This window comes from Peribacillus sp. B65, from assembly GCF_058513295.1.
The window spans coordinates 1037376-1055309 of record NZ_CP195840.1; the positions used below are offsets into that span (position 1 = coordinate 1037376).

General features: G+C 37.9%; 19 protein-coding genes and 1 pseudogene. 15 read left to right on the forward strand and 5 right to left on the reverse strand.

The window, feature by feature from the left end:
• Positions 1-82: 82 nt before the first annotated feature.
• From ACSR9O_RS05140 to ACSR9O_RS05165, 6 genes and pseudogenes are all read left to right on the forward strand, one after another.
• Entirely contained in the window at positions 83-298 is a 216-nt protein-coding gene (locus tag ACSR9O_RS05140) for a hypothetical protein (protein ID WP_491725446.1), read from the forward strand.
• Positions 295-594 (forward strand): annotated as a pseudogene (locus ACSR9O_RS05145) (spore coat protein). Before ACSR9O_RS05140 ends, ACSR9O_RS05145 begins: the two are co-directional and overlap by 4 nt.
• 179 nt (positions 595-773) lie before the next feature.
• Positions 774-1193, forward strand: coding sequence for an RrF2 family transcriptional regulator (locus ACSR9O_RS05150; protein WP_101221650.1), 420 nt, complete (start codon positions 774-776; stop codon positions 1191-1193).
• Between the two features lie 100 nt (positions 1194-1293).
• Positions 1294-1677 (forward strand): IDEAL domain-containing protein, encoded by a 384-nt coding sequence (locus ACSR9O_RS05155; protein ID WP_230176529.1) that lies wholly within the window; start codon positions 1294-1296, stop codon positions 1675-1677.
• A gap of 51 nt (positions 1678-1728) precedes the next feature.
• A complete protein-coding gene (gene trxA / locus ACSR9O_RS05160; RefSeq protein ID WP_101221652.1) occupies positions 1729-2043 on the forward strand; it encodes a thioredoxin in 315 nt (104 codons plus the stop codon).
• 68 nt (positions 2044-2111) lie between these two features.
• The gene (locus tag ACSR9O_RS05165) at positions 2112-3233 is read left to right on the forward strand and encodes an NADH-dependent flavin oxidoreductase (protein ID WP_491724064.1); all 1122 of its coding nucleotides are present in this window, start codon (positions 2112-2114) and stop codon (positions 3231-3233) included.
• Positions 3234-4187: 954 nt separating this feature from the next.
• Here the strand turns inward: ACSR9O_RS05165 and ACSR9O_RS05170 are convergent.
• A complete protein-coding gene (locus ACSR9O_RS05170) occupies positions 4188-4586 on the reverse strand; it encodes a DoxX family protein (RefSeq protein ID WP_101221655.1) in 399 nt (132 codons plus the stop codon).
• Between the two features lie 619 nt (positions 4587-5205).
• The gene (locus ACSR9O_RS05175) at positions 5206-5565 is read right to left on the reverse strand and encodes a DUF4183 domain-containing protein (RefSeq protein ID WP_491724065.1); all 360 of its coding nucleotides are present in this window, start codon (positions 5563-5565) and stop codon (positions 5206-5208) included.
• Between the two features lie 113 nt (positions 5566-5678).
• Between ACSR9O_RS05175 and ACSR9O_RS05180 the strand changes: the two genes are divergently transcribed.
• On the forward strand, positions 5679-6158 hold the full coding sequence (locus tag ACSR9O_RS05180) for a DUF4183 domain-containing protein (RefSeq protein WP_491724066.1): 480 nt from the start codon (positions 5679-5681) through the stop codon (positions 6156-6158).
• A 109-nt stretch (positions 6159-6267) separates the two neighbouring features.
• Here ACSR9O_RS05180 and ACSR9O_RS05185 read toward each other — a convergent pair whose 3' ends face one another.
• Positions 6268-6441: an aspartyl-phosphate phosphatase Spo0E family protein gene (locus tag ACSR9O_RS05185; RefSeq protein ID WP_101221656.1), complete on the reverse strand. Its 174-nt coding sequence runs from the start codon at positions 6439-6441 to the stop codon at positions 6268-6270.
• 256 nt (positions 6442-6697) lie between these two features.
• Here ACSR9O_RS05185 and ACSR9O_RS05190 point away from each other — a divergent pair, with 256 nt between their 5' ends.
• The 8 genes from ACSR9O_RS05190 to ACSR9O_RS05225 all read left to right on the forward strand — a co-directional run bounded on the left by ACSR9O_RS05190 (position 6698) and on the right by ACSR9O_RS05225 (position 15153).
• The gene (locus tag ACSR9O_RS05190; RefSeq protein WP_101221657.1) at positions 6698-7405 is read left to right on the forward strand and encodes a cytochrome c biogenesis protein CcdA; all 708 of its coding nucleotides are present in this window, start codon (positions 6698-6700) and stop codon (positions 7403-7405) included.
• A 413-nt stretch (positions 7406-7818) separates the two neighbouring features.
• Complete coding sequence (locus tag ACSR9O_RS05195; protein ID WP_491724067.1) at positions 7819-8310, forward strand: CcdC family protein; 492 nt, start codon at positions 7819-7821, stop codon at positions 8308-8310.
• 140 nt (positions 8311-8450) lie between these two features.
• Positions 8451-9506 carry a YeeE/YedE family protein gene (locus ACSR9O_RS05200; protein ID WP_202190537.1) on the forward strand — a complete coding sequence of 352 codons (1056 nt, stop codon included), beginning with the start codon at positions 8451-8453 and terminating at the stop codon, positions 9504-9506.
• Positions 9507-9546: 40 nt separating this feature from the next.
• The gene (locus tag ACSR9O_RS05205) at positions 9547-9774 is read left to right on the forward strand and encodes a sulfurtransferase TusA family protein (protein WP_048685981.1); all 228 of its coding nucleotides are present in this window, start codon (positions 9547-9549) and stop codon (positions 9772-9774) included.
• 128 nt (positions 9775-9902) lie between these two features.
• On the forward strand, positions 9903-10208 hold the full coding sequence (locus ACSR9O_RS05210; protein WP_101221659.1) for a DUF3219 family protein: 306 nt from the start codon (positions 9903-9905) through the stop codon (positions 10206-10208).
• An 80-nt stretch (positions 10209-10288) separates the two neighbouring features.
• Positions 10289-10717: a DUF2621 domain-containing protein gene (locus ACSR9O_RS05215; protein ID WP_137018029.1), complete on the forward strand. Its 429-nt coding sequence runs from the start codon at positions 10289-10291 to the stop codon at positions 10715-10717.
• Between the two features lie 162 nt (positions 10718-10879).
• Positions 10880-12025: an exonuclease SbcCD subunit D gene (locus ACSR9O_RS05220; protein WP_101221661.1), complete on the forward strand. Its 1146-nt coding sequence runs from the start codon at positions 10880-10882 to the stop codon at positions 12023-12025.
• Positions 12022-15153, forward strand: a complete 3132-nt coding sequence (locus ACSR9O_RS05225) for an SbcC/MukB-like Walker B domain-containing protein (protein ID WP_260357276.1) — start codon at positions 12022-12024, stop codon at positions 15151-15153. Before ACSR9O_RS05220 ends, ACSR9O_RS05225 begins: the two co-directional genes overlap by 4 nt.
• A gap of 63 nt (positions 15154-15216) precedes the next feature.
• Here the strand turns inward: ACSR9O_RS05225 and ACSR9O_RS05230 are convergent, their stop codons facing one another.
• A complete protein-coding gene (locus tag ACSR9O_RS05230) occupies positions 15217-15624 on the reverse strand; it encodes an Hsp20 family protein (RefSeq protein ID WP_101221663.1) in 408 nt (135 codons plus the stop codon).
• A gap of 771 nt (positions 15625-16395) precedes the next feature.
• Positions 16396-17760 carry a citrate:proton symporter gene (locus ACSR9O_RS05235; RefSeq protein ID WP_402942134.1) on the reverse strand — a complete coding sequence of 455 codons (1365 nt, stop codon included), beginning with the start codon at positions 17758-17760 and terminating at the stop codon, positions 16396-16398.
• Between the last annotated feature and the right edge of the window lie 174 nt (positions 17761-17934).

The window sequence follows — 17934 nt, forward strand, 5'->3', positions numbered from 1 at the left end:
AACCTTCTAAAAAAATGAAAAGGAATGAATAAGAGCTTTTGAACAACGAAAGATAAGTAAGTGATTGTTACTGAAAGGAGAGATGCTTCTTGTGGAAAAGTTGGGACTGCATGAAACGTTAGAACTGCATGAAATATTGAACTTCAAAAACCTTTGTCTATCAAAAGCTTCTACAATGAATGGGTTAGTCCAAGACACGGAATTAAAAAACATTCTTTTACAAGACATGAGCAGCGGAAGAGAGCATATTAAAAAATTACAGGAAATCCTGGTAAACCAAGGCGAGGGAAGACAATGACTAACTTTTTGCAAAATATGGCGGGGATGGGTGGTATGACCGATCAGGTTATTGCTACTGACTTTCTGAATTCTGCCAAATCAGGAATAAGAAATACGGCTTTCGCCATAACAGAAACAGCTTCCCCTTAATTGAGGGCTGCATTACGGGAACAGCTGAGGTCTGCTGTAGAAACACATGGGCTAATAAGTGATTACATGGTTTCAAAAGGTTATTATCATCCTCAGGATATAATTGAGCAATCGAAAGTGAATCTTAAAGCGGCTAGTACGGCTTTGAATCTTTCTCAACGATGATATTATCGGTTTGTAAAATTAGCTGAATGAAATTCCCTCAATCCTTTGTGTATAGGAGGGAATTTCATTGCAATCATAAAGTAATCGACAAAGTTGAGAACTCTGTTGAGTTTTTTGAGTTGACTTTACCAACTGTAAACATTAAAATTACAGTAATCTCCTTGAGGAGGATGCGAAAAGTGAATAGTGATTTTACAATAGCTGTGCATAGTTTGGTCTATTTAGCTTATCTACCAGATCATATGGCAAGCAGTGAGTCAATCGCAGAAAACGTTTGTACAAACTCGGCAAGGATTCGGAAAATGATGAGCTGCTTAAGAAAAAAGGGATTTGTTAAAACGAAAGAAGGTGTGGGCGGAGGTTATATTCTAGACTGTAATCCTGAAGAGGTAAGTTTGGCAGATATTTATATAACGGTCTCACATGGAACCTTGAAACCGAAATGGTGTACAGGCGATCCGGAGAAAAAATGTGTCATATCCTCCAATACCCAGGTAGTCATGGATCAAATATTCGATGAAGCAGAATTGTATTTTGAAAAATATTTAGAAGATATAACTCTCAGCACTTTTTTGGAAAAAATTAAACAATGTCCGTGATATTGATTTAGTTTTTTCTTTGCACAAAATGTATATTTTATTAATACAGTTAATAACTATAGTTTTAATATTAAATGAATATAAAAGGGGTGTTAAGGAAATGGTTGAAAACAATCTGTTCAAAAATGGGGATTGGGTACAGGGAAAATCAAGAGATGGAGAACTTATCCATGGTTTCGTTGAAAATGTGAGCGATAATCGTGAAATTGTTAAAGTGAATGTGGTGGAAAGTGACAATGAAAAAGCGGTTGGGAAATCTATTTGGATTCCAAGTAGATGGACTGAAAAGCTGCCGGATCTAGAAATCAGTAACGAAACACATCTTTTGGCCTTAATTGATTTGGCTTTACTTTCTAAAGATGAAACATGGTTCATGGAGTTATCCGGTAAATTGGAATCCATCAAAATCCATCCGAAAATAAATGCCAGGAAATCAGAGGCTTTTATCCCGGGAAATAGAATCGCAAAACTTGATTTTAAATAGATGGTGAGTAAAGACCATAAATATTTCGGATAATACAAGGAGGAAATGATCATGACAATAGAACATGTTACAGATGATAATTTTGCTAGTGAAATCAAGGAAGGTTTGGTATTGGTTGACTTTTGGGCACCGTGGTGCGGTCCGTGCAAAATGATTGCCCCAGTTCTTAATGAAATCGATGAGGAAATGGGTGATCAGGTTAAAATCGTAAAACTTAATGTGGATGAAAATTCAAATACGACAAGCGAATATGGAGTGATGGGAATTCCAGCACTTATTCTATTCAAAGATGGAGAAAAGGTAGATCAAGCTATTGGCTTCCAGCCAAAAGAAGCCATTTCGGCATTAATCGCAAAGTATGCATGATATTTAAATTAGTTTGCGGATTTGATTTATTATACAAACCAGTGGGTTACAAAATGGAGGATTACTAAATGAATTCTAAATATACACCATTATTTGAATCGTTCAATTTAGGAAAGGGAATGGAATTGAAAAATCGATTGGTGATGGCACCTATGACAAATTTCTCTTCTAATTCTGACGGTACCGTTACCGACGCAGAAGTTAATTATTATGAACGCCGGTCAAGCGGTGTAGGCCTGGTTATAACGGCTTGTACTTACGTGACGGCTAATGGAAAAGGTTTTCATGGGGAATTTGGCGGAGATAAGGATGAATTGATACCTAGTCTAAATCGATTGGCATCAGCGATTAAAGCGAAAGGGGCAAAGGCAATTCTCCAGATTTTTCATGGCGGCCGAGAGGTTCCACCGGAATTAGTAGATGGTGATGTAGTCAGCGCAAGCAATATCCCGTCGGAAGGCGAAGGGAAAGCAGTTCCGCGTCCACTTTCTGAAAAGGAAATAGAATCGATCATTCTCGACTTTGGTGAAACCACCCGACGTGCCATTGAAGCGGGATTTGACGGTGTAGAAATTCACGGTGCTAATGGGTACTTGCTTCAGCAATTCTTTTCTCCTCATTCAAACCGTCGTGAAGACAAGTGGGGCGGTTCCCTTGAAAAGCGCCTGACTTTTCCATTATCGGTTGTGGATGAAGTGAAAAAGGCTGTTGCTGAACATGCAAAGGATCCCTTCATCGTAGGATATCGTTTTTCACCGGAGGAGCCGGAAACTCCAGGAATAACCATGGATGATACACTTGCATTGATTGATGGACTTGTAACAAAGGATTTGGATTATCTTCATGTTTCATTAATGGAATTCTGGTCGAAAGCAAGACGGGGAGCCGACGTTGACCGACCTCGGATAGAAATTATAAAAGAACGTATCGGAGATCAAGTTCCCGTCATTGGAGTTGGTTCCATCTATACAGCGGATGATGCGATTAAAGCACTGCAATCCGGGATTCCGTTAATCGCATTAGGCCGTGAAATCATAATCGATCCTGAATGGGTACAAAAAGTGGAGCAAGGCAGGGAAGCAGAAATCGTGACAAAAATAAACAAAGATAATCAGCTGCAACTAGATATTCCAGATCCATTATGGCAAGCGATCATCCACTCTCCAGGATGGTTCCCAGGGGTAGAATAAAGTAAAAAATGCATTCTGGTTTTCAATAACCCCTGATAAGGATAAAAGTGTTCCTTATCAGGGGTTTTTATGTTTATGGAGATACCACTTATAGGAGTGAGAATCTATTAAGTGAATTTCAAATTGAATCCTTAAACTGAGTATTCTATTTCTAAGCTGTTTCGGAAAATAAAACAGGGGAAAGATTTAGAATTTTCATTGACTAGAAATTAAGTCTCATCGGCAGATGCATTCGGAAATTTTGGTGAGGAAAGGGGCTTTCTTTACGGAACACTTGAAAAAGGTTAGGAAGGACGTTAGGTAACACCAGAAGAGCAACCATTAATTAATGGTTGCTCTTCTGGTGTTACCTTCTTTTTAACAGAATAGCTAATATCAAAGATATTTGCAGAGAAATGATAAGTAAAAGAGACAATATAAAATGTTCATCTAAAGAAGCATCATAGCTAAAGATAAAAAATAAAATCACTGATATTATTAGAATGCAACTGAAATTAATAATGACTTGCCTCATGGGCCCCCCATTCTAACAACAGATTAATAACACCCGGAGATAAAAGAACATGAGGTTATGATCATTCTCATTTATACTGTACTATATTTTTCCTGATTATGAGTCTTGGTTTTTAGACATAATATTTCAAATTAGGAACAATTGTTTGCAGGAACATAAAGAATAGGATTCGAATTTAATGGCATTATTCCAACTCATTTGTAGTAGTGATTTCACAGGTAGTTTGCATTTCAATATTGAAACCATCTTATTTAAATATGGGACAACCTATGTTCCTATTTCCTCAACACAATAATCGAAGTATCCATTACTCGATTTTTAAGCTTTAATAACCAAGATAAAAATTTCTGAGCAATGGGGAAAAAGAAAAAAACACGGAGTGGATTAAACCCACTCCGTGTTATCCGTAATGTAGAGATTTAGCAAACCCACCGATTTCCTTAAAATAGAAAGGAATCAAGTGAGTATGGGCCAGCTCCCGTTAACGCTATGCCAATCGCCACTGCAAGGATGGCAAGATTATATTCATAACCGTTTTGAGTTGCCCAATAGCCATTTGCTCCATGGACTTTAACGATCGCAACGAGCATTGTAAGTGCAATCAATATACCTGCAAAGGGTGTAAAGAGACCTAATGCAAACAAAGCTCCGCCAATAAGCTCTGATAGACCAGCAAATAGGGCCATGGTAACTCCTGGCTTCATGCCAATCGAATCAAACCAGCCTCCTGTACCTTTCAAGCCATGACCGCCAAACCAACCAAATAATTTTTGTGCCCCATGACCTACAAACGATAAACCGATAACTACACGTATAACTAATAAGCCTATACCAATCATTTATGATTCCTCCTGGAATTTAATTTGAATTTAGATATCTTTAATTCGAGATTTGTGATTTTAAAAAAAGATGTTATCTCGAATTAATTTATCTTTAATTAAAGATAATCTTATTTTAGTGATTTGTCAAACATAATTTAATCTCTTATGACTTATTTCAACAGGAGGGATTTGGAAAACAGATGAACTTTGCCTGGAGCAAAACAATAAGTCAGAACCGTAACACATTCCTTTTTCCTACTGTAGGTTAGCTTCAGTTTGAATTTCATAGTCGCAATTAAGGTCTTCAAACGGATACCCTACTGCTATATCTATCTTACTCGTAAATTTCACACTTTTACTCGTGAGGTTTGCTCATTTACTCGAGAATTTTGCTGATTTACTTGTGAGTTTGGCTCGTTTACTCGTGAATTACACTTTACTCATGCGTTTTACGCAATTACTCGTGAATTTTGCTGATTTACTCGTGAAATATGCTGATTTACTCGTAAGTTTTATACTTTTACTCGTGAATTCCGCGCAATTACTCGTAAATTACTCAATTTTCCTCATGATTAGTATATGAAATTCAATTTCAATTTTATTTAATTTAGGAATCGTTTAGGAACAGGCCGCTCATTTAAATAATGAACATTTGCAAAATGATTGGTGTACCTTTTATTGGGATATCAATCGTATTCAATTTAAGTTTTCCTTTTTCAACGGTGTAATTATCGTGGGGCTGCAATACACCATTTATGAATAAATTCATATAGGATACATTTGATGGATCAAGTATTACCTGATTGTCTATGTCAGCTATTCCGTCTTTTTCTTCATAAATCCGTTGGCACCCATTTGCAATAGCATAAAATTCATAAGAAATGATTCTTTTTGGGATCCTCGTGCGAACTTCGTTGGGAGAGCACTTAGGGAAAAACAACAAAGGTCTCGGGATAGCTGTATCTTCTTTAATGAAACGGAAATATTTACTGTGCATTTCTAAAACTCTCCCCTTTTCTTATCTCCTTATACATTTTACATAAAGTACAGATTATCGTGAGGACCATTTTTGAAAATTGTCTATACAATTCCTTTTGCAAAAGTCATAGCATGGAGAGAAGAGAGGTGAATATTTTGCCGTTAAAAATAATGAAATTAGCGATAGCGGCTACCTCGGTGATCAATGTGAATCCATTGGTCACCCGATTATTTTATGAGGTGCCTGCCGCATCGACTGGTCCAACCACGCTTTCAATTGATCCAGCAAGCTTTTTCTCGGATACTGGTGACCCTGCGACTGTACTGCCTGTATTAAGTACTGAAAACAGTTCATATGAGGTGTTTATTAATGGGGTGCTGCAAATGGAGGATTTAACAACATACACACCAGGTGCCACTGGGGTAGGAAGTCTTGTGATCACTGTTCCGGACGGTTCTTCCATCTTAGCTGGATCTCCTATCGTTCTTGTTGTGACAAACTATGCACCGACATCCGATGTTGATATTGCTACATGCTTTTTAAGCATTATTTTAAATGAAAAAACAGGAAAACAGGCAGCGCCCATAGTGCTTGCCTGTTTTTTAATATAGCAAATGTCATGCCTATGTATTCAAATTGTGAAAGAATGAAAAAGGGGAGATTGACAGCAAAATAAATCATATAATAATATATGTGGTTATCAATGGGAGAGGTACTGGGTTAAAAATTTGTACCTGTTTTATAAAAAAGTTCATTATATTTATTTAATAATTGATCAAGTTGCTGGCTGTATTCAACGGCAACATTTGAGTTCAAACCATCTTTAGCGACAATCTTGATAAGTTCATTTCTCTTCAATTCAATCTGTTCGAGAAATTCATTCTTTTTAGCCATTATATTTCCTTTCTGGCCCAACATTTTTTCATGGTACCATTAATTTATGTGTTCGTTGTAAAATCTGTATGAATATAACAATTATATCGGCTTGGACTAATGAATTCAAATAAGTTATCTTATTGAAAATTAAACCGTCGCCCCATTCTGTTTTTAGGCAATTGACTGTCATGAAATATTCACAGTTCCATAAATGTATTTTTTTATCTTATTTGTTACAATGTTTATAGGTTGACATACATAGGAGTGAGCTTATTTGAATGATATTAATATGTTTTTAGCATTTGGGGCGGGATTCCTGAGTTTTATTTCGCCATGCTGCTTACCGTTATATCCGGCCTTTTTATCTTATATCACTGGTATGAGTGTTGGTGAAATCAAATCCGAGAACGCCATGCTCCAAAGAAGGAGCATGCTGCATACCTTATTCTTCCTGCTTGGGTTTTCTCTGGTTTTTATCGCAATAGGTTTTAGCACATCATACCTAGGTTCTTTTTTCGCGGATTACAAAGAATTAATTCGTCAGATTGGCGCCATCCTGATAATCATTTTTGGTTTATTCATTGTAGGAATCTTTCAGCCGAAATCTTTGATGAAAGACAGCCGCTTTGAATTCAAGAACCGACCTAGCGGATATATAGGTTCCATTCTTATCGGACTGGCCTTTGCCGCTGGATGGACCCCTTGTGCAGGTCCGCTATTAGGCGCTGTCATTTCACTGGGTGCAACAAATCCTAGTGCCGCCATGAGCTATATGACTGCCTATATTTTAGGATTTGCCATACCGTTTTTCATATTATCCTTCTTTGTCGGAAAATTGAAATGGATCAAAAAGTACAGCCAATACATCATGAAGATTGGCGGATATTTAATGATTGTAATGGGTGTGATTTTGTTTTTTAATTGGATGACCAAAATAATTGCAGTCCTGTCTAGACTATTCGGCGGCTTCACGGGTTTTTAGTCCATAATAAGTTATTTTTTCAATATTCTAGTTGATTGCCTGCTATTAGGTCTTATGGTATCAATTTCGTTTATTTTGGGTCTAAGGTCATTCACTGAATTGTCGGTATATCAAAATTAAATCCTGACCTAAGAAATTAAAAAGGAATTTCATGCCGCAAAGGTTATAATAAGCTCTGCTATAGGTGGTCAGCAAAAATATGGTTATCAAAGGCTATAGTAAGCCAGGGTGCAAGATTTTTTTCTTCAAGCCTTTGGACGAAGGCGGGGCATTGGAAGCATCAAAAGGTAGCTTATTCAATAACACCTCCTTGTTTATCTCAAATAGGTAATATATACTTTGTTTATAAATTGAAGTCATATATAATTTTTAATGGTACTTACCTATTTTTAGTTTAAAGGGATGGTTAAGAGATGATATATATATCAACAGGTATAGCGATCGTGATGGCTATAGGTGTTTTCATATTACGGATGAAGGAAACGAAAAAACCAGTGAATGAAAAGAAAATCATCTTACCGCCGCTGTTTATGAGTACGGGTGCTTTAATGTTTATTTTCCCGATGTTCCGTGTGACTCGATACGAATTGCTGGAGGCTATTGTTGCAGGGATGTTATTTTCTATCTTATTGATTAAAACATCTAAATTTGAAGTAAGAGATGAAAAAATTTATATTCTGCGCTCTAAAGCGTTCATATTCATATTGATTGGTCTCATGGTGATTCGACTGGTGGCAAAACTGATGCTTGGAAGCACGATTGAAATCGGTGTATTGAGCGGAATGTTTTTCTTACTTGCTTTCGCGATGATCGTTCCGTGGAGAATTGCCATGCTTTACCAATATAAAAAAGTTAAAGCAGCCAGTTTCGGCAAGCAGTATGGTGTGATAATCAAAAAAACCTGAGTCGATATTCATGATGACTCGGGTTTTTCATTTGCCTGGAACTTTTCATGAGTAAAAAAAATAATCCAAAAACCTAGTAATTTCATCCGGATTATATTATATTAGTATTATTATTATTTTACTTAAGGAGGAAACGGTACATGTTACAAATGATTGTGTTCGGGATTATTTGTGGTTTATTGCTTGGATTTGTGCTTCAAAGAGGCCGTTTCTGTGTTGTTGGTGCATATCGTGATTTGATTTTAGCTAAAGATGGACGGATGTTTTTGGCTACATTTGTTGTTATAGCGATACAAAGTATTGGTGTTTATGCATTGAATGATACAGGGGTCATTCAGTTTGGAAATGATGGTTTTCCATGGTTGGGAACAATCGTGGGTGGCTTTATTTTTGGTATTGGTATGGTTCTGGCAGGAGGTTGCGCCACTGGAACATGGTATCGTGCCGGAGAGGGCATGATCGGAAGTTGGGTTGCCCTTTTTGGATATATGCTAGGGGCAGCAATGACGAAATATGGTATATGGAAAGTGGCTGGAGATAATCTATTATCATATCGTACAAATGATACGTATATTCATGAAACGTTAAATGTTTCGCCTTGGGTGCTTGTGATTATTGTGACACTCTTGGTTGGCATATTGGTGATTCGTGAATTGAGAAAGCCGAAACTGCCAATTTTTAAAATGAAGCCGAAAAAGACGGGATTGGCCCACATCTTATTCGAGAAACGTTGGCATCCTTTTGTTACAGCATTATTGGTTGGCCTTATTGCAATCATGGCATGGCCGCTAAGTGCAATGACAGGCCGAATGTTCGGACTGGGAATTACAGCGCCTTCCGCGAACATTTTAACTTTCCTTATAACCGGAGATGATGCGTTAATCGATTGGGGTACGTTTTTAGTATTGGGCATTTTCCTTGGTGCTTTCATTGCAGCCAAAGGGAGCGGGGAATTCCGTTGGCGTTTGCCTGATATGAAAACGTTACGTAACAATGCAATTGGCGGTGTAACCATGGGATTCGGCGCAAGTGTTGCCGGAGGATGCACAATCGGAAATGGACTGGTGAACTCGGCGTTATTTGCTTGGCAAGGTTGGATCGCGATTGTCTTTTTCCTGCTGGGTACATGGGTAGCAACTTATTTCACGATTATCCGTAAGCAAAAGCAGACAGCTGCTGCATCCAAAGCGGCTTAAGATACGAGCCGAAAATTTTTGATCAAGGAGTGGAATATAAATGGCAAAGGTATTGGAAACGACTGGGATGGTATGTCCATTCCCTTTAGTGGAAGCGAAAGAAGCGATAGTGGACATGGCAAAAGGAGAGGAATTGATCATTAATTTCGATTGCACACAAGCAACGGAGAGCATTCCCCGTTGGGCTGCTACCGAAGGTCATGAAATCACGGAGTTTGAGCAAATCGATGATGCTAAATGGAGAATAATCGTCAAAAAGGGAAAGTAAATTGATTGGAAAAAAACGTGCGCGGGTTTCCTGTGCACGTTTTTTCATTTTTTCAAGGTTGAATGATTGGCGCTGAAAGCTCCTAGTGATAACATGTCTTTAACCACTTTATTAAGGAGATGTTGATAATGGTAGACGAGGTCATTTTAAACGATGTTCCAATTCATGTTACTGATTTTCATGCTGAAAATGTAAAGGATTCTGAAGGTAAGGAAATCAGGAAAATCAGTTTTAACTTTAAGGTTACACATAGTGAATATCATGATATTACAACATTGCTTTATCAAATGGTATTTGATATAAAGATTCCACAGTCAAACGAGGAGTTTCGTGCAGAGATCTTTAACTATGCAACTTCGGTCACGAATCTATATGAAGAAAATGCGGTGGGGGATTTTTCGCTTGTCTTGCTGGAAGTGAACGGTCAAGAATGATTGCATTGCCAGTCTTGTAAAGATATGGGTTACTGTCTATAATAATAGTGACGATCATTCTATACATATGAGGTGGTACTTTGCTTAGCGGATGGTTTTTATGGTTTATTCTATTTTGGGTAGCCCTTTTAATTATATTGATGAGCATAGGTGGCTTTTTCATGTTTCGAAAGTTCCTGAAAAGATTTCCCAAAGAAGATGGGAAATCCGATATGGATTGGGAAGAATACTATTTGGAACAAACAAAGCACTTATGGTCAAAGCAGCAAAAGGAATTACTAGAAGATTTAGTGAGCCCTGTGCCAGAACTTTTTCGTGATGTTGCACGACATAAAATCGCAGGGAAAATCGGAGAGTTGGCGTTAAAGGAAAAAGCGGGCGATATTACGGAAGATTTAGTGATACGCGGCTATATCATTGCCACACCAAAACGTGATCATAAATTTTTACAAAAAAAATTAGCTGAAAGAAAGGTGAATATGGGTCCATATGAACACTTATTCAGCTAATGATGAAAAAAGCAGACTCTTTTGGAGTTTGCTTTTTTTATTCTGAATAATTCAAAAGAATAGTGCGGTGTGGTAAAAATTAGAACGTCTGTACCCAAACCATGCTATTCGTAAAATTTTTGATATAATAATAGTAAGTAAAAATTAGGACGGAGTGAAACTATGAAATTTATCCATACGGCTGATTGGCATTTAGGGAAAATCGTTCACGGGGTACATATGACAGATGACCAAAGGCATGCGCTCTTGCAATTCATAGAAATTGTCGAAGAGGAAAAACCGGATGCGGTTGTGATCGCCGGTGATCTATATGATCGTTCCGTTCCGCCGACTGAAGCGGTGGAGCTGCTTGATGAAATCCTTTATACGATTAATGTGAAAATGAATACACCGATCGTTGCGATATCGGGAAACCATGATTCTGCGGAAAGACTGGCATTCGGTTCATCATGGTATCGTCATAGCCAGTTATACATTCATGGGAAATTGACAAAAACATGTGAGCCGGTTCGCATCAAGGGAGTGAACTTTTATTGTGTTCCATATGCAGAACCTGGGACGGTTCGCCATCTTTTTGAAGATGATAGTATCCATTCCCATCAAGAAGCTATGAAGCGGATAACCGGAACGATTGCTGAGAATTTCAATAAGGATGAGCCGAATGTCTTCGTAGGACATGCTTTTGTATTAGGCGGAAAAACGAGCGATTCGGAAAGGATCTTGTCGGTAGGTGGTTCTGGCTGTGTTTCATCCGACTTATTCGATGCGTTCGATTATACGGCACTTGGGCATTTACATAGTCCAGACGCGATACGTCATCCTAAGGTGTTTTACTCTGGATCACTATTAAAATATTCTTTTTCCGAGGCCAAGCAGAATAAGTCGCTTTCGATCGTCGATATGCAAGAAGATGGAAGCTTTGATATTCGCTATCGTTCTTTGGCACCCAAGTTCGATATGAGGGAAATATCCGGATCGATGGAAGAGTTGCTTGATCCCGTTTTTTATCAATCGCAAAAAAAGGATGACTATTTAAAAATAACACTAAATGATGAGGGGGCACTCATCGATCCCATAAATCGCTTGCGCCAGATTTATCCGAACGTACTACATCTAGAACGTAAATGGGATTTGACCGACCTTAGGAGAAAAAATTCCTTCTCTTCAGTAAAAGATGAACGGAAATCGGAATTGGACCTGTTCGAGACGTTTTATCAAGAAATGACAGATCGGGCCTTTGATTCCAAAAAGCAGGATTTGATGGTTTCGGTAATTGAAGCTGTTAAGAAAGAGGAGGCTTTGAAATGAGACCGGATATTTTAACGATGCAGGCATTCGGACCATATGCAGGAAGGGAAACCATTGATTTTAATTCCCTAGGAGAACGGACCATGTTTGTCATTTCTGGAAAGACAGGCGCAGGGAAAACAACGATATTTGATGGGATTAGTTTTGCGATATATGGTAAAGCCAGCGGTGAAGATCGCAGCGGGCAAGATTTGCGAAGTCAGTTTGCAGAAGATGATATGTTGACGGAAGTTTCATTACAATTTACCCTGCGAGGAAAAACGTATTTGGTGACCCGGTCGCCGCAGCAGGAACGCAAGAAAAAAGCAGGTGAAGGAACAACAACGGTTGGAGCAAAGGCTGAATTATATGAGATATTGGCCGAAGGAAAAAAATTGCTGGGTGCAAATGTACGAGAAGTTGAAGAAAAAATAAAAGTACTCATTGGGCTTGATGCGAATCAATTCCGGCAAATCCTGATGATTCCTCAGAATGAATTCCGAAAACTGTTAACTTCCGACAGCAAGGATAAGGAACAGATTCTTCAGAAGTTATTTCATACTGAACTTTATAAACGAATAGAAGAAAAGTTAAAAGAAGAGGCTTCGATCCTAAGAAAGCAAAGTGAAAAAAGTGCTCAGCGGAGAATCGAATTAATGAAAGGCATCCAGCCTGGCAATCATGAAAAATTGCAGGCGCAATTACAAGGGGAAGAGCCTAATGAACAGCAGGTCTTGCCCTTGTTACAGGAAGTCATTTTGCAAGCAACAGAAAAAAATGAGTATATAAATAAACAAATACAGGAAAAGCAAAAAGCCCGTGATCATGTAAATCAAGAACTTTCAAAAGCTGTCGATTTATTAAATCGATTTTCGGAAAAAGAAACACTGCGAAAAGAAAAGGAAAACCTTGAAGCAAAGCTGCCAGAAATGGAACTAGTGAAAGTCCAAATAAAAATGGCACACAAAGCGGCATCGCTTGAAAAGCAGGAACAATACTATTTGCGTATCGGCAAACAAGTACAAGATGCTAGTACCGAACTTCAAAAGTTAAGTGAGCAATCCGATAAGTTACGGGCTGAGCGCATTGAGAAGCAGGATTCCTATGATAAGGAAATGTTGAAGGGAAATGAAAGAGAGCAGGCAGTCCGAACTGTTCATCAGCTTGAGCAGGTAAAAGAGGCTGTCAGGACTTTTGCAAGCTTAAAAGCACAGGTTACTTTAGACGAAAAAGAGTGGCAAACGAGTAAACGACTTCGTGAAAAAACTGTTTCGGAACATCTGGCGATTGAAGCGGAAGCAGAGAAAGTCGCTCAAGAAAAAACAGAAGCGGAAAAAGCAGCTGCCCTTTATCGTGATCAGGAAATTGAAGCAGAAAGAAATAATTCTTCGTTATCGAAAATTAAAAAGCTTCAAGAAGTTCTTAATGAAATAACTAATACGAAACGGGTTCTGGATGAAAAGAATATTCGGTTCCATGAGTTACAAAGAATACAAACTCAGGAGAAGGAAAAACTGGAAACCCTGAATCGGAACTGGAGATCAGGCCAAGCGGGTATGCTTGCCTCCATGCTGCACTCAGGAGAAAATTGTCCTGTTTGCGGTTCGCAAAGCCATCCAAAACCTGCGCAAATGCATGAGCATATGCCGACGGATTTGGAACTGAAAGAGCAAGAAAACAAGCTGAAATCTGCGGAACAACAAAAAAGCCAAGCGGAAAGTGAATATTATCAAACGAAATCCAAATATGATGCACTGGCAGAGTCTTCACAAGAAAAGCTTTGTGACTTACAAAATGACTTGCCGGAGTTTAGGTTTGAGGATATTGAAGAGCATTTGACACAGTTTGTACAAAAAGGCAAAGTGCTGCAAGAGCAGCTAAAAGAATTGATGCGGAAAAAGTCTGTATTCAATGATCTGGAAAAAAGGTTACTTGATTTAAAAGACCAGGCAACCCAGCTAAAGGAGAATCTGATCTCTTTAGAAAGAAAAGAGGACGAAGGGAAAACCAGGTATATTGAAAACTCTACAAAACTAACAGGATTAACCGATTCCCTGCCTGACGGAATAAGGACAGAGGAAGAATATAATGCTGTTTATCAAATGGCTGTAAAAACACAGAAACGCTTACAATCGGCCTTGGAAGATGCACAAAAAAACCTTCAACTGGTGAAGGAAAGAGAGTCGGCCATCATTGCAAAAACAGAATCCTTAAGTGGAAATATAGAGGCTTTCAAGACAGAATTGAAAGAGGAGCGGGAAAAGTTAATTACTGAAATGACCAATCAGGGCTTTTCCAATTATAAAGAATATACGGCAGCAAAAAAATCGGAAGCTGCTCTTGGAAATTTGGAAGATCAAGTTCAGCAGTATAATCAAAATTGGCAAAGTGTTTTAAGTCTGTTTCATGACTTGGAAATGAAATTAAAAGATGTGACCAAACCGGATCTTGAAGGATTGAAAAAGACTTTCGATTTCATAGATGGAGAATTGGAGTCTTTACGCCTAAATCAGAATGAGTTGCAGGCTGAAAAACGGACTAACGAAGAAATCGATAGGAAATTGGCGCAAATCAGGGAAGAACAGAAAAGTTTGGATGAAAGGTACAGTATCGTCGGTCATCTGTCTGAGATTTCCAAAGGTCAAAACTCCTTCAAAATAACTTTTGAACGTTATGTATTGGCAGCCTTTTTAGATGATATCCTAAAAGAAGCCAATTCAAGGCTGCTGAAAATGACAAGCGGAAGATATCAGTTATTGCGAAAGCTTGATCCTACACGCAGGAATATCCAGAGCGGTCTGGAGTTATCTGTGTATGATCAATATACAGGACAAGAGAGGCATGTCAAAACCCTTTCGGGAGGAGAGAGCTTTAAGGCTTCCCTTGCACTTGCCTTGGGTCTTGCGGATGTTGTCCAGCAGAATGCTGGCGGAATTTCACTTGAAACGATGTTCATCGATGAAGGTTTCGGTACGCTCGACCCTGAATCTCTTGATCATGCAATTGAAGCATTAATGGATATACAAAGCACCGGGAGATTGGTCGGGATAATATCCCATGTCCCGGAATTGAAAGAAAGAATCGATGCCCAGCTTCAAGTCATTTCGACACAAAAAGGAAGCCGGACGTCCTTTTATTTTGCTGGGTAATCAACAAAAAAGAATGGCTAAGGGGAGTTCCCCAGGCCATTCTTTTTATTTTTAATGAACGGACTACTCAATGTTAATATCTTCTGCTGTTTTTCCGGGGGAAAACTTATGGATGCGAATCACCAAGATCGGATTCGAGAATTCAGCGGTAATTCTGCGTGAGCAAATCGAAAAGGGGAAAGGGATTTTTCTCTGTGTGGGTAGTTTATCTTCTTTTTTATCAAGAAATGGCTTATGAGTATCGTCAACGATGATCGATAGCTCATTATCACTTAGGCATACTTTAATATCTTTCACATCATGATCTTCCAAAACCGCTTCCACCATATACTCATCGTCACTTTCGTATATATCAATTGAAAAAAGTTGATGATCCAACGCACAAGTTTCCGGATCCAGAAAAAAACTTTTTACCCATTCATCAAACTTTTCAACCTCATTCATTTGCGATCCATGTTGATTGTCTTGCATGTTGATACCCCCGGTTTTCCTTTGAGGTATTATATGTTGGGGCATGAGGAATGGTGAACGAAAAAGTGAAATTTATGATGATAATAAGTTCTCCGAAAACGTGGTTGAAAAAAATGAAAAAGCCACCCAATGCAAAGGAACGATGGGTATGTGGGTATAAAAGAGAATCAAAAAGTAAAGGAATTCAATAAAAAAGTGATGACCAATTTTAATTGAGTTGGTAATTTTTTTATAAACAATCAAGTTGATCGATCATGCTATTAAAGTTAATACAACTACAAATGTCATATTAAATGTATTTTTTATATAATTCACCAAAAATAATTACGATTCTGAAGATACTCGATCTGTTTCCTCTTTAGCAAACTATGTTATAAATTCAGCAGAACCGTATATTTCTGAAATCCCACTGTTCACTTTTGGAATTTATCAAGTTGAAACTTAGTTTATTATGGATTCACTAGATATATAGTTAGAATGTAATGATAATGGCAAAAAAATCAACGAGATCCTTCCTGTAAATAGTAATCTAGTGATTCGCGTCGTAACTTTTAGGGGAATTTTGCTTTGAAAAAAGGATTACACAAATTAGTCCTGACTAATTTGTGTAATCCTTTTACATCTTTTCAATAAACACGCCTTATATTCAGTAGCAGCGACAAGATTTTGATAGAATGCTTTTATTCTAGTGTATGTACATTCTGCGTATATTTGTGTTGCAGTGAAATGGAAGATATTTGTTTCAATCAAGCTCTTATAAGGACTTTTTTTCTATATCGGCAATGCCCCGGTTAATGTATAAACAACTAGGTATATAAGTATGATGGGCCAAGCATAAATTACATACTTTATTTGAAAGTCTATAAAGTTTGTCTCCGTAGAATCAACTAACATATATAGAGCTGGAATAACTGGTGAAATTAGACGGAATGCTTGTCCCACCATGGAAGCTACAGCTGCTTCGCTAGCAGAAATTCCATATTGGCCCATAACATCTGACATAACGCCGGCAATCCCAAAATAGAAAGCATCTTGCGGTAAAAATGTAATTGCAGGTGCTGCAATTAATGCGTAGATTGGTGCCATATTTGAGCCTAGTGATTCTGGGATCATAGCTGTAATAGATGTTGCTAAAGCGGTTGACATCCCGCTACCTGTTAAAACGCCAGAGAAAACCCCGGCAGCCAAAGTTGCCAAAGCTGGTGCTAAAGCATCTGCCGCTAAGTCATCAATTCGTTTATTAATAAGACTTGTAGACTTATAGTTTACCGTAAGGGCAATTGCTGCACCTATACCAAATAAAACACCGCCATGTGCAACATCCATCACAAGCATAACTAAAATAGCTAGCGTTAAAATCAAATTAAAAGCATATAGTTTAGGTCGCTTTAATTCAGGATCTTTTAGACGAATAGCGTTTAACATACTTTCCAATTGCTCTGGAGAAATATCTTTAGCTGTCTTAGGATCGAAGTTTAAGCGTTTTCTTTCTTTTATTCCGATAAAATAAGCCATAAAAATTGCAAATACTTCAGCAACTAGCATTCCTGGCAATAAATCTTTAAACAATTCGCTAATACTTACACCCATTGCTGTGCTTGCAGCAATTGTTGGGCCTCCCCATGGTAACTGATTAAAAATTCCAATAGGGGTAACGATAATTACTGCTAAATAAATTAGCTTAATATTCATTTGTTTATAAAGTTGAAGGAAAGCAGCAACACAAATGATAATGGTTGTAGTAGTATCACCATTCATAGTGACTACTGTCGCAGTTAAAACGGTTGCCATTGTAACTTTCAATGGGTCCCCTTTTGCTTTTTTTATAAAGAATTCACATAAAGGGTCAAACAAACCGACATTAAGCATTAAACCAAAATACAACACCGCAAATAAGATAACGATAGCAGGTGAAATAACCCCAGTAGAAACCTTTCCTGTTTCTTCATCTACACTAAATAAAATACCTTCTTTAATCCATTCAAACAGATCCAAAAAGGAAGCGCCCGTTACAAAGGTTGCAATTGCTCCAAAGACAAATGGAATAATTGTTAATGCCCCGAAAACAGATAATTTATTTTTTGAGAGAAGTACAATGAATACAATGATCATTAATAATGCTAGGAATGTTAACATACAAACCAGCTCCCGTATAAAGTATGAACCTAAGTTTTTTGTAATTTTAAATAGTTAAGTATATGACTACGAAATTAAGCTTTGAATATATTTATCTTTTATCCAGAACCTTATCAGAAGGGCCAACTTTAAATGAGGTTCTAGGTTCTTTTTCATTTATTTGATGAAACTAAC

Bases quoted from the DNA above. Each gene is read 5' to 3' on its own strand.
- ACSR9O_RS05230 (WP_101221663.1), bottom strand. From the start codon at position 15,624: ATGCAAGACAATCAACATGGATCGCAAATGAATGAGGTTGAAAAGTTT.
- trxA (WP_101221652.1), top strand. From the start codon at position 1,729: ATGACAATAGAACATGTTACAGATGATAATTTTGCTAGTGAAATCAAG.
- ACSR9O_RS05175 (WP_491724065.1), bottom strand. From the start codon at position 5,565: ATGCACAGTAAATATTTCCGTTTCATTAAAGAAGATACAGCTATCCCG.
- ACSR9O_RS05195 (WP_491724067.1), top strand. From the start codon at position 7,819: ATGATATATATATCAACAGGTATAGCGATCGTGATGGCTATAGGTGTT.
- ACSR9O_RS05170 (WP_101221655.1), bottom strand. From the start codon at position 4,586: ATGATTGGTATAGGCTTATTAGTTATACGTGTAGTTATCGGTTTATCG.
- ACSR9O_RS05140 (WP_491725446.1), top strand. From the start codon at position 83: ATGCTTCTTGTGGAAAAGTTGGGACTGCATGAAACGTTAGAACTGCAT.
- ACSR9O_RS05205 (WP_048685981.1), top strand. From the start codon at position 9,547: ATGGCAAAGGTATTGGAAACGACTGGGATGGTATGTCCATTCCCTTTA.
- ACSR9O_RS05200 (WP_202190537.1), top strand. From the start codon at position 8,451: ATGTTACAAATGATTGTGTTCGGGATTATTTGTGGTTTATTGCTTGGA.
- ACSR9O_RS05225 (WP_260357276.1), top strand. From the start codon at position 12,022: ATGAGACCGGATATTTTAACGATGCAGGCATTCGGACCATATGCAGGA.
- ACSR9O_RS05155 (WP_230176529.1), top strand. From the start codon at position 1,294: ATGGTTGAAAACAATCTGTTCAAAAATGGGGATTGGGTACAGGGAAAA.
- ACSR9O_RS05180 (WP_491724066.1), top strand. From the start codon at position 5,679: ATGGAGAGAAGAGAGGTGAATATTTTGCCGTTAAAAATAATGAAATTA.
- ACSR9O_RS05165 (WP_491724064.1), top strand. From the start codon at position 2,112: ATGAATTCTAAATATACACCATTATTTGAATCGTTCAATTTAGGAAAG.
- ACSR9O_RS05235 (WP_402942134.1), bottom strand. From the start codon at position 17,760: ATGTTAACATTCCTAGCATTATTAATGATCATTGTATTCATTGTACTT.
- ACSR9O_RS05220 (WP_101221661.1), top strand. From the start codon at position 10,880: ATGAAATTTATCCATACGGCTGATTGGCATTTAGGGAAAATCGTTCAC.
- ACSR9O_RS05210 (WP_101221659.1), top strand. From the start codon at position 9,903: ATGGTAGACGAGGTCATTTTAAACGATGTTCCAATTCATGTTACTGAT.
- ACSR9O_RS05185 (WP_101221656.1), bottom strand. From the start codon at position 6,441: ATGGCTAAAAAGAATGAATTTCTCGAACAGATTGAATTGAAGAGAAAT.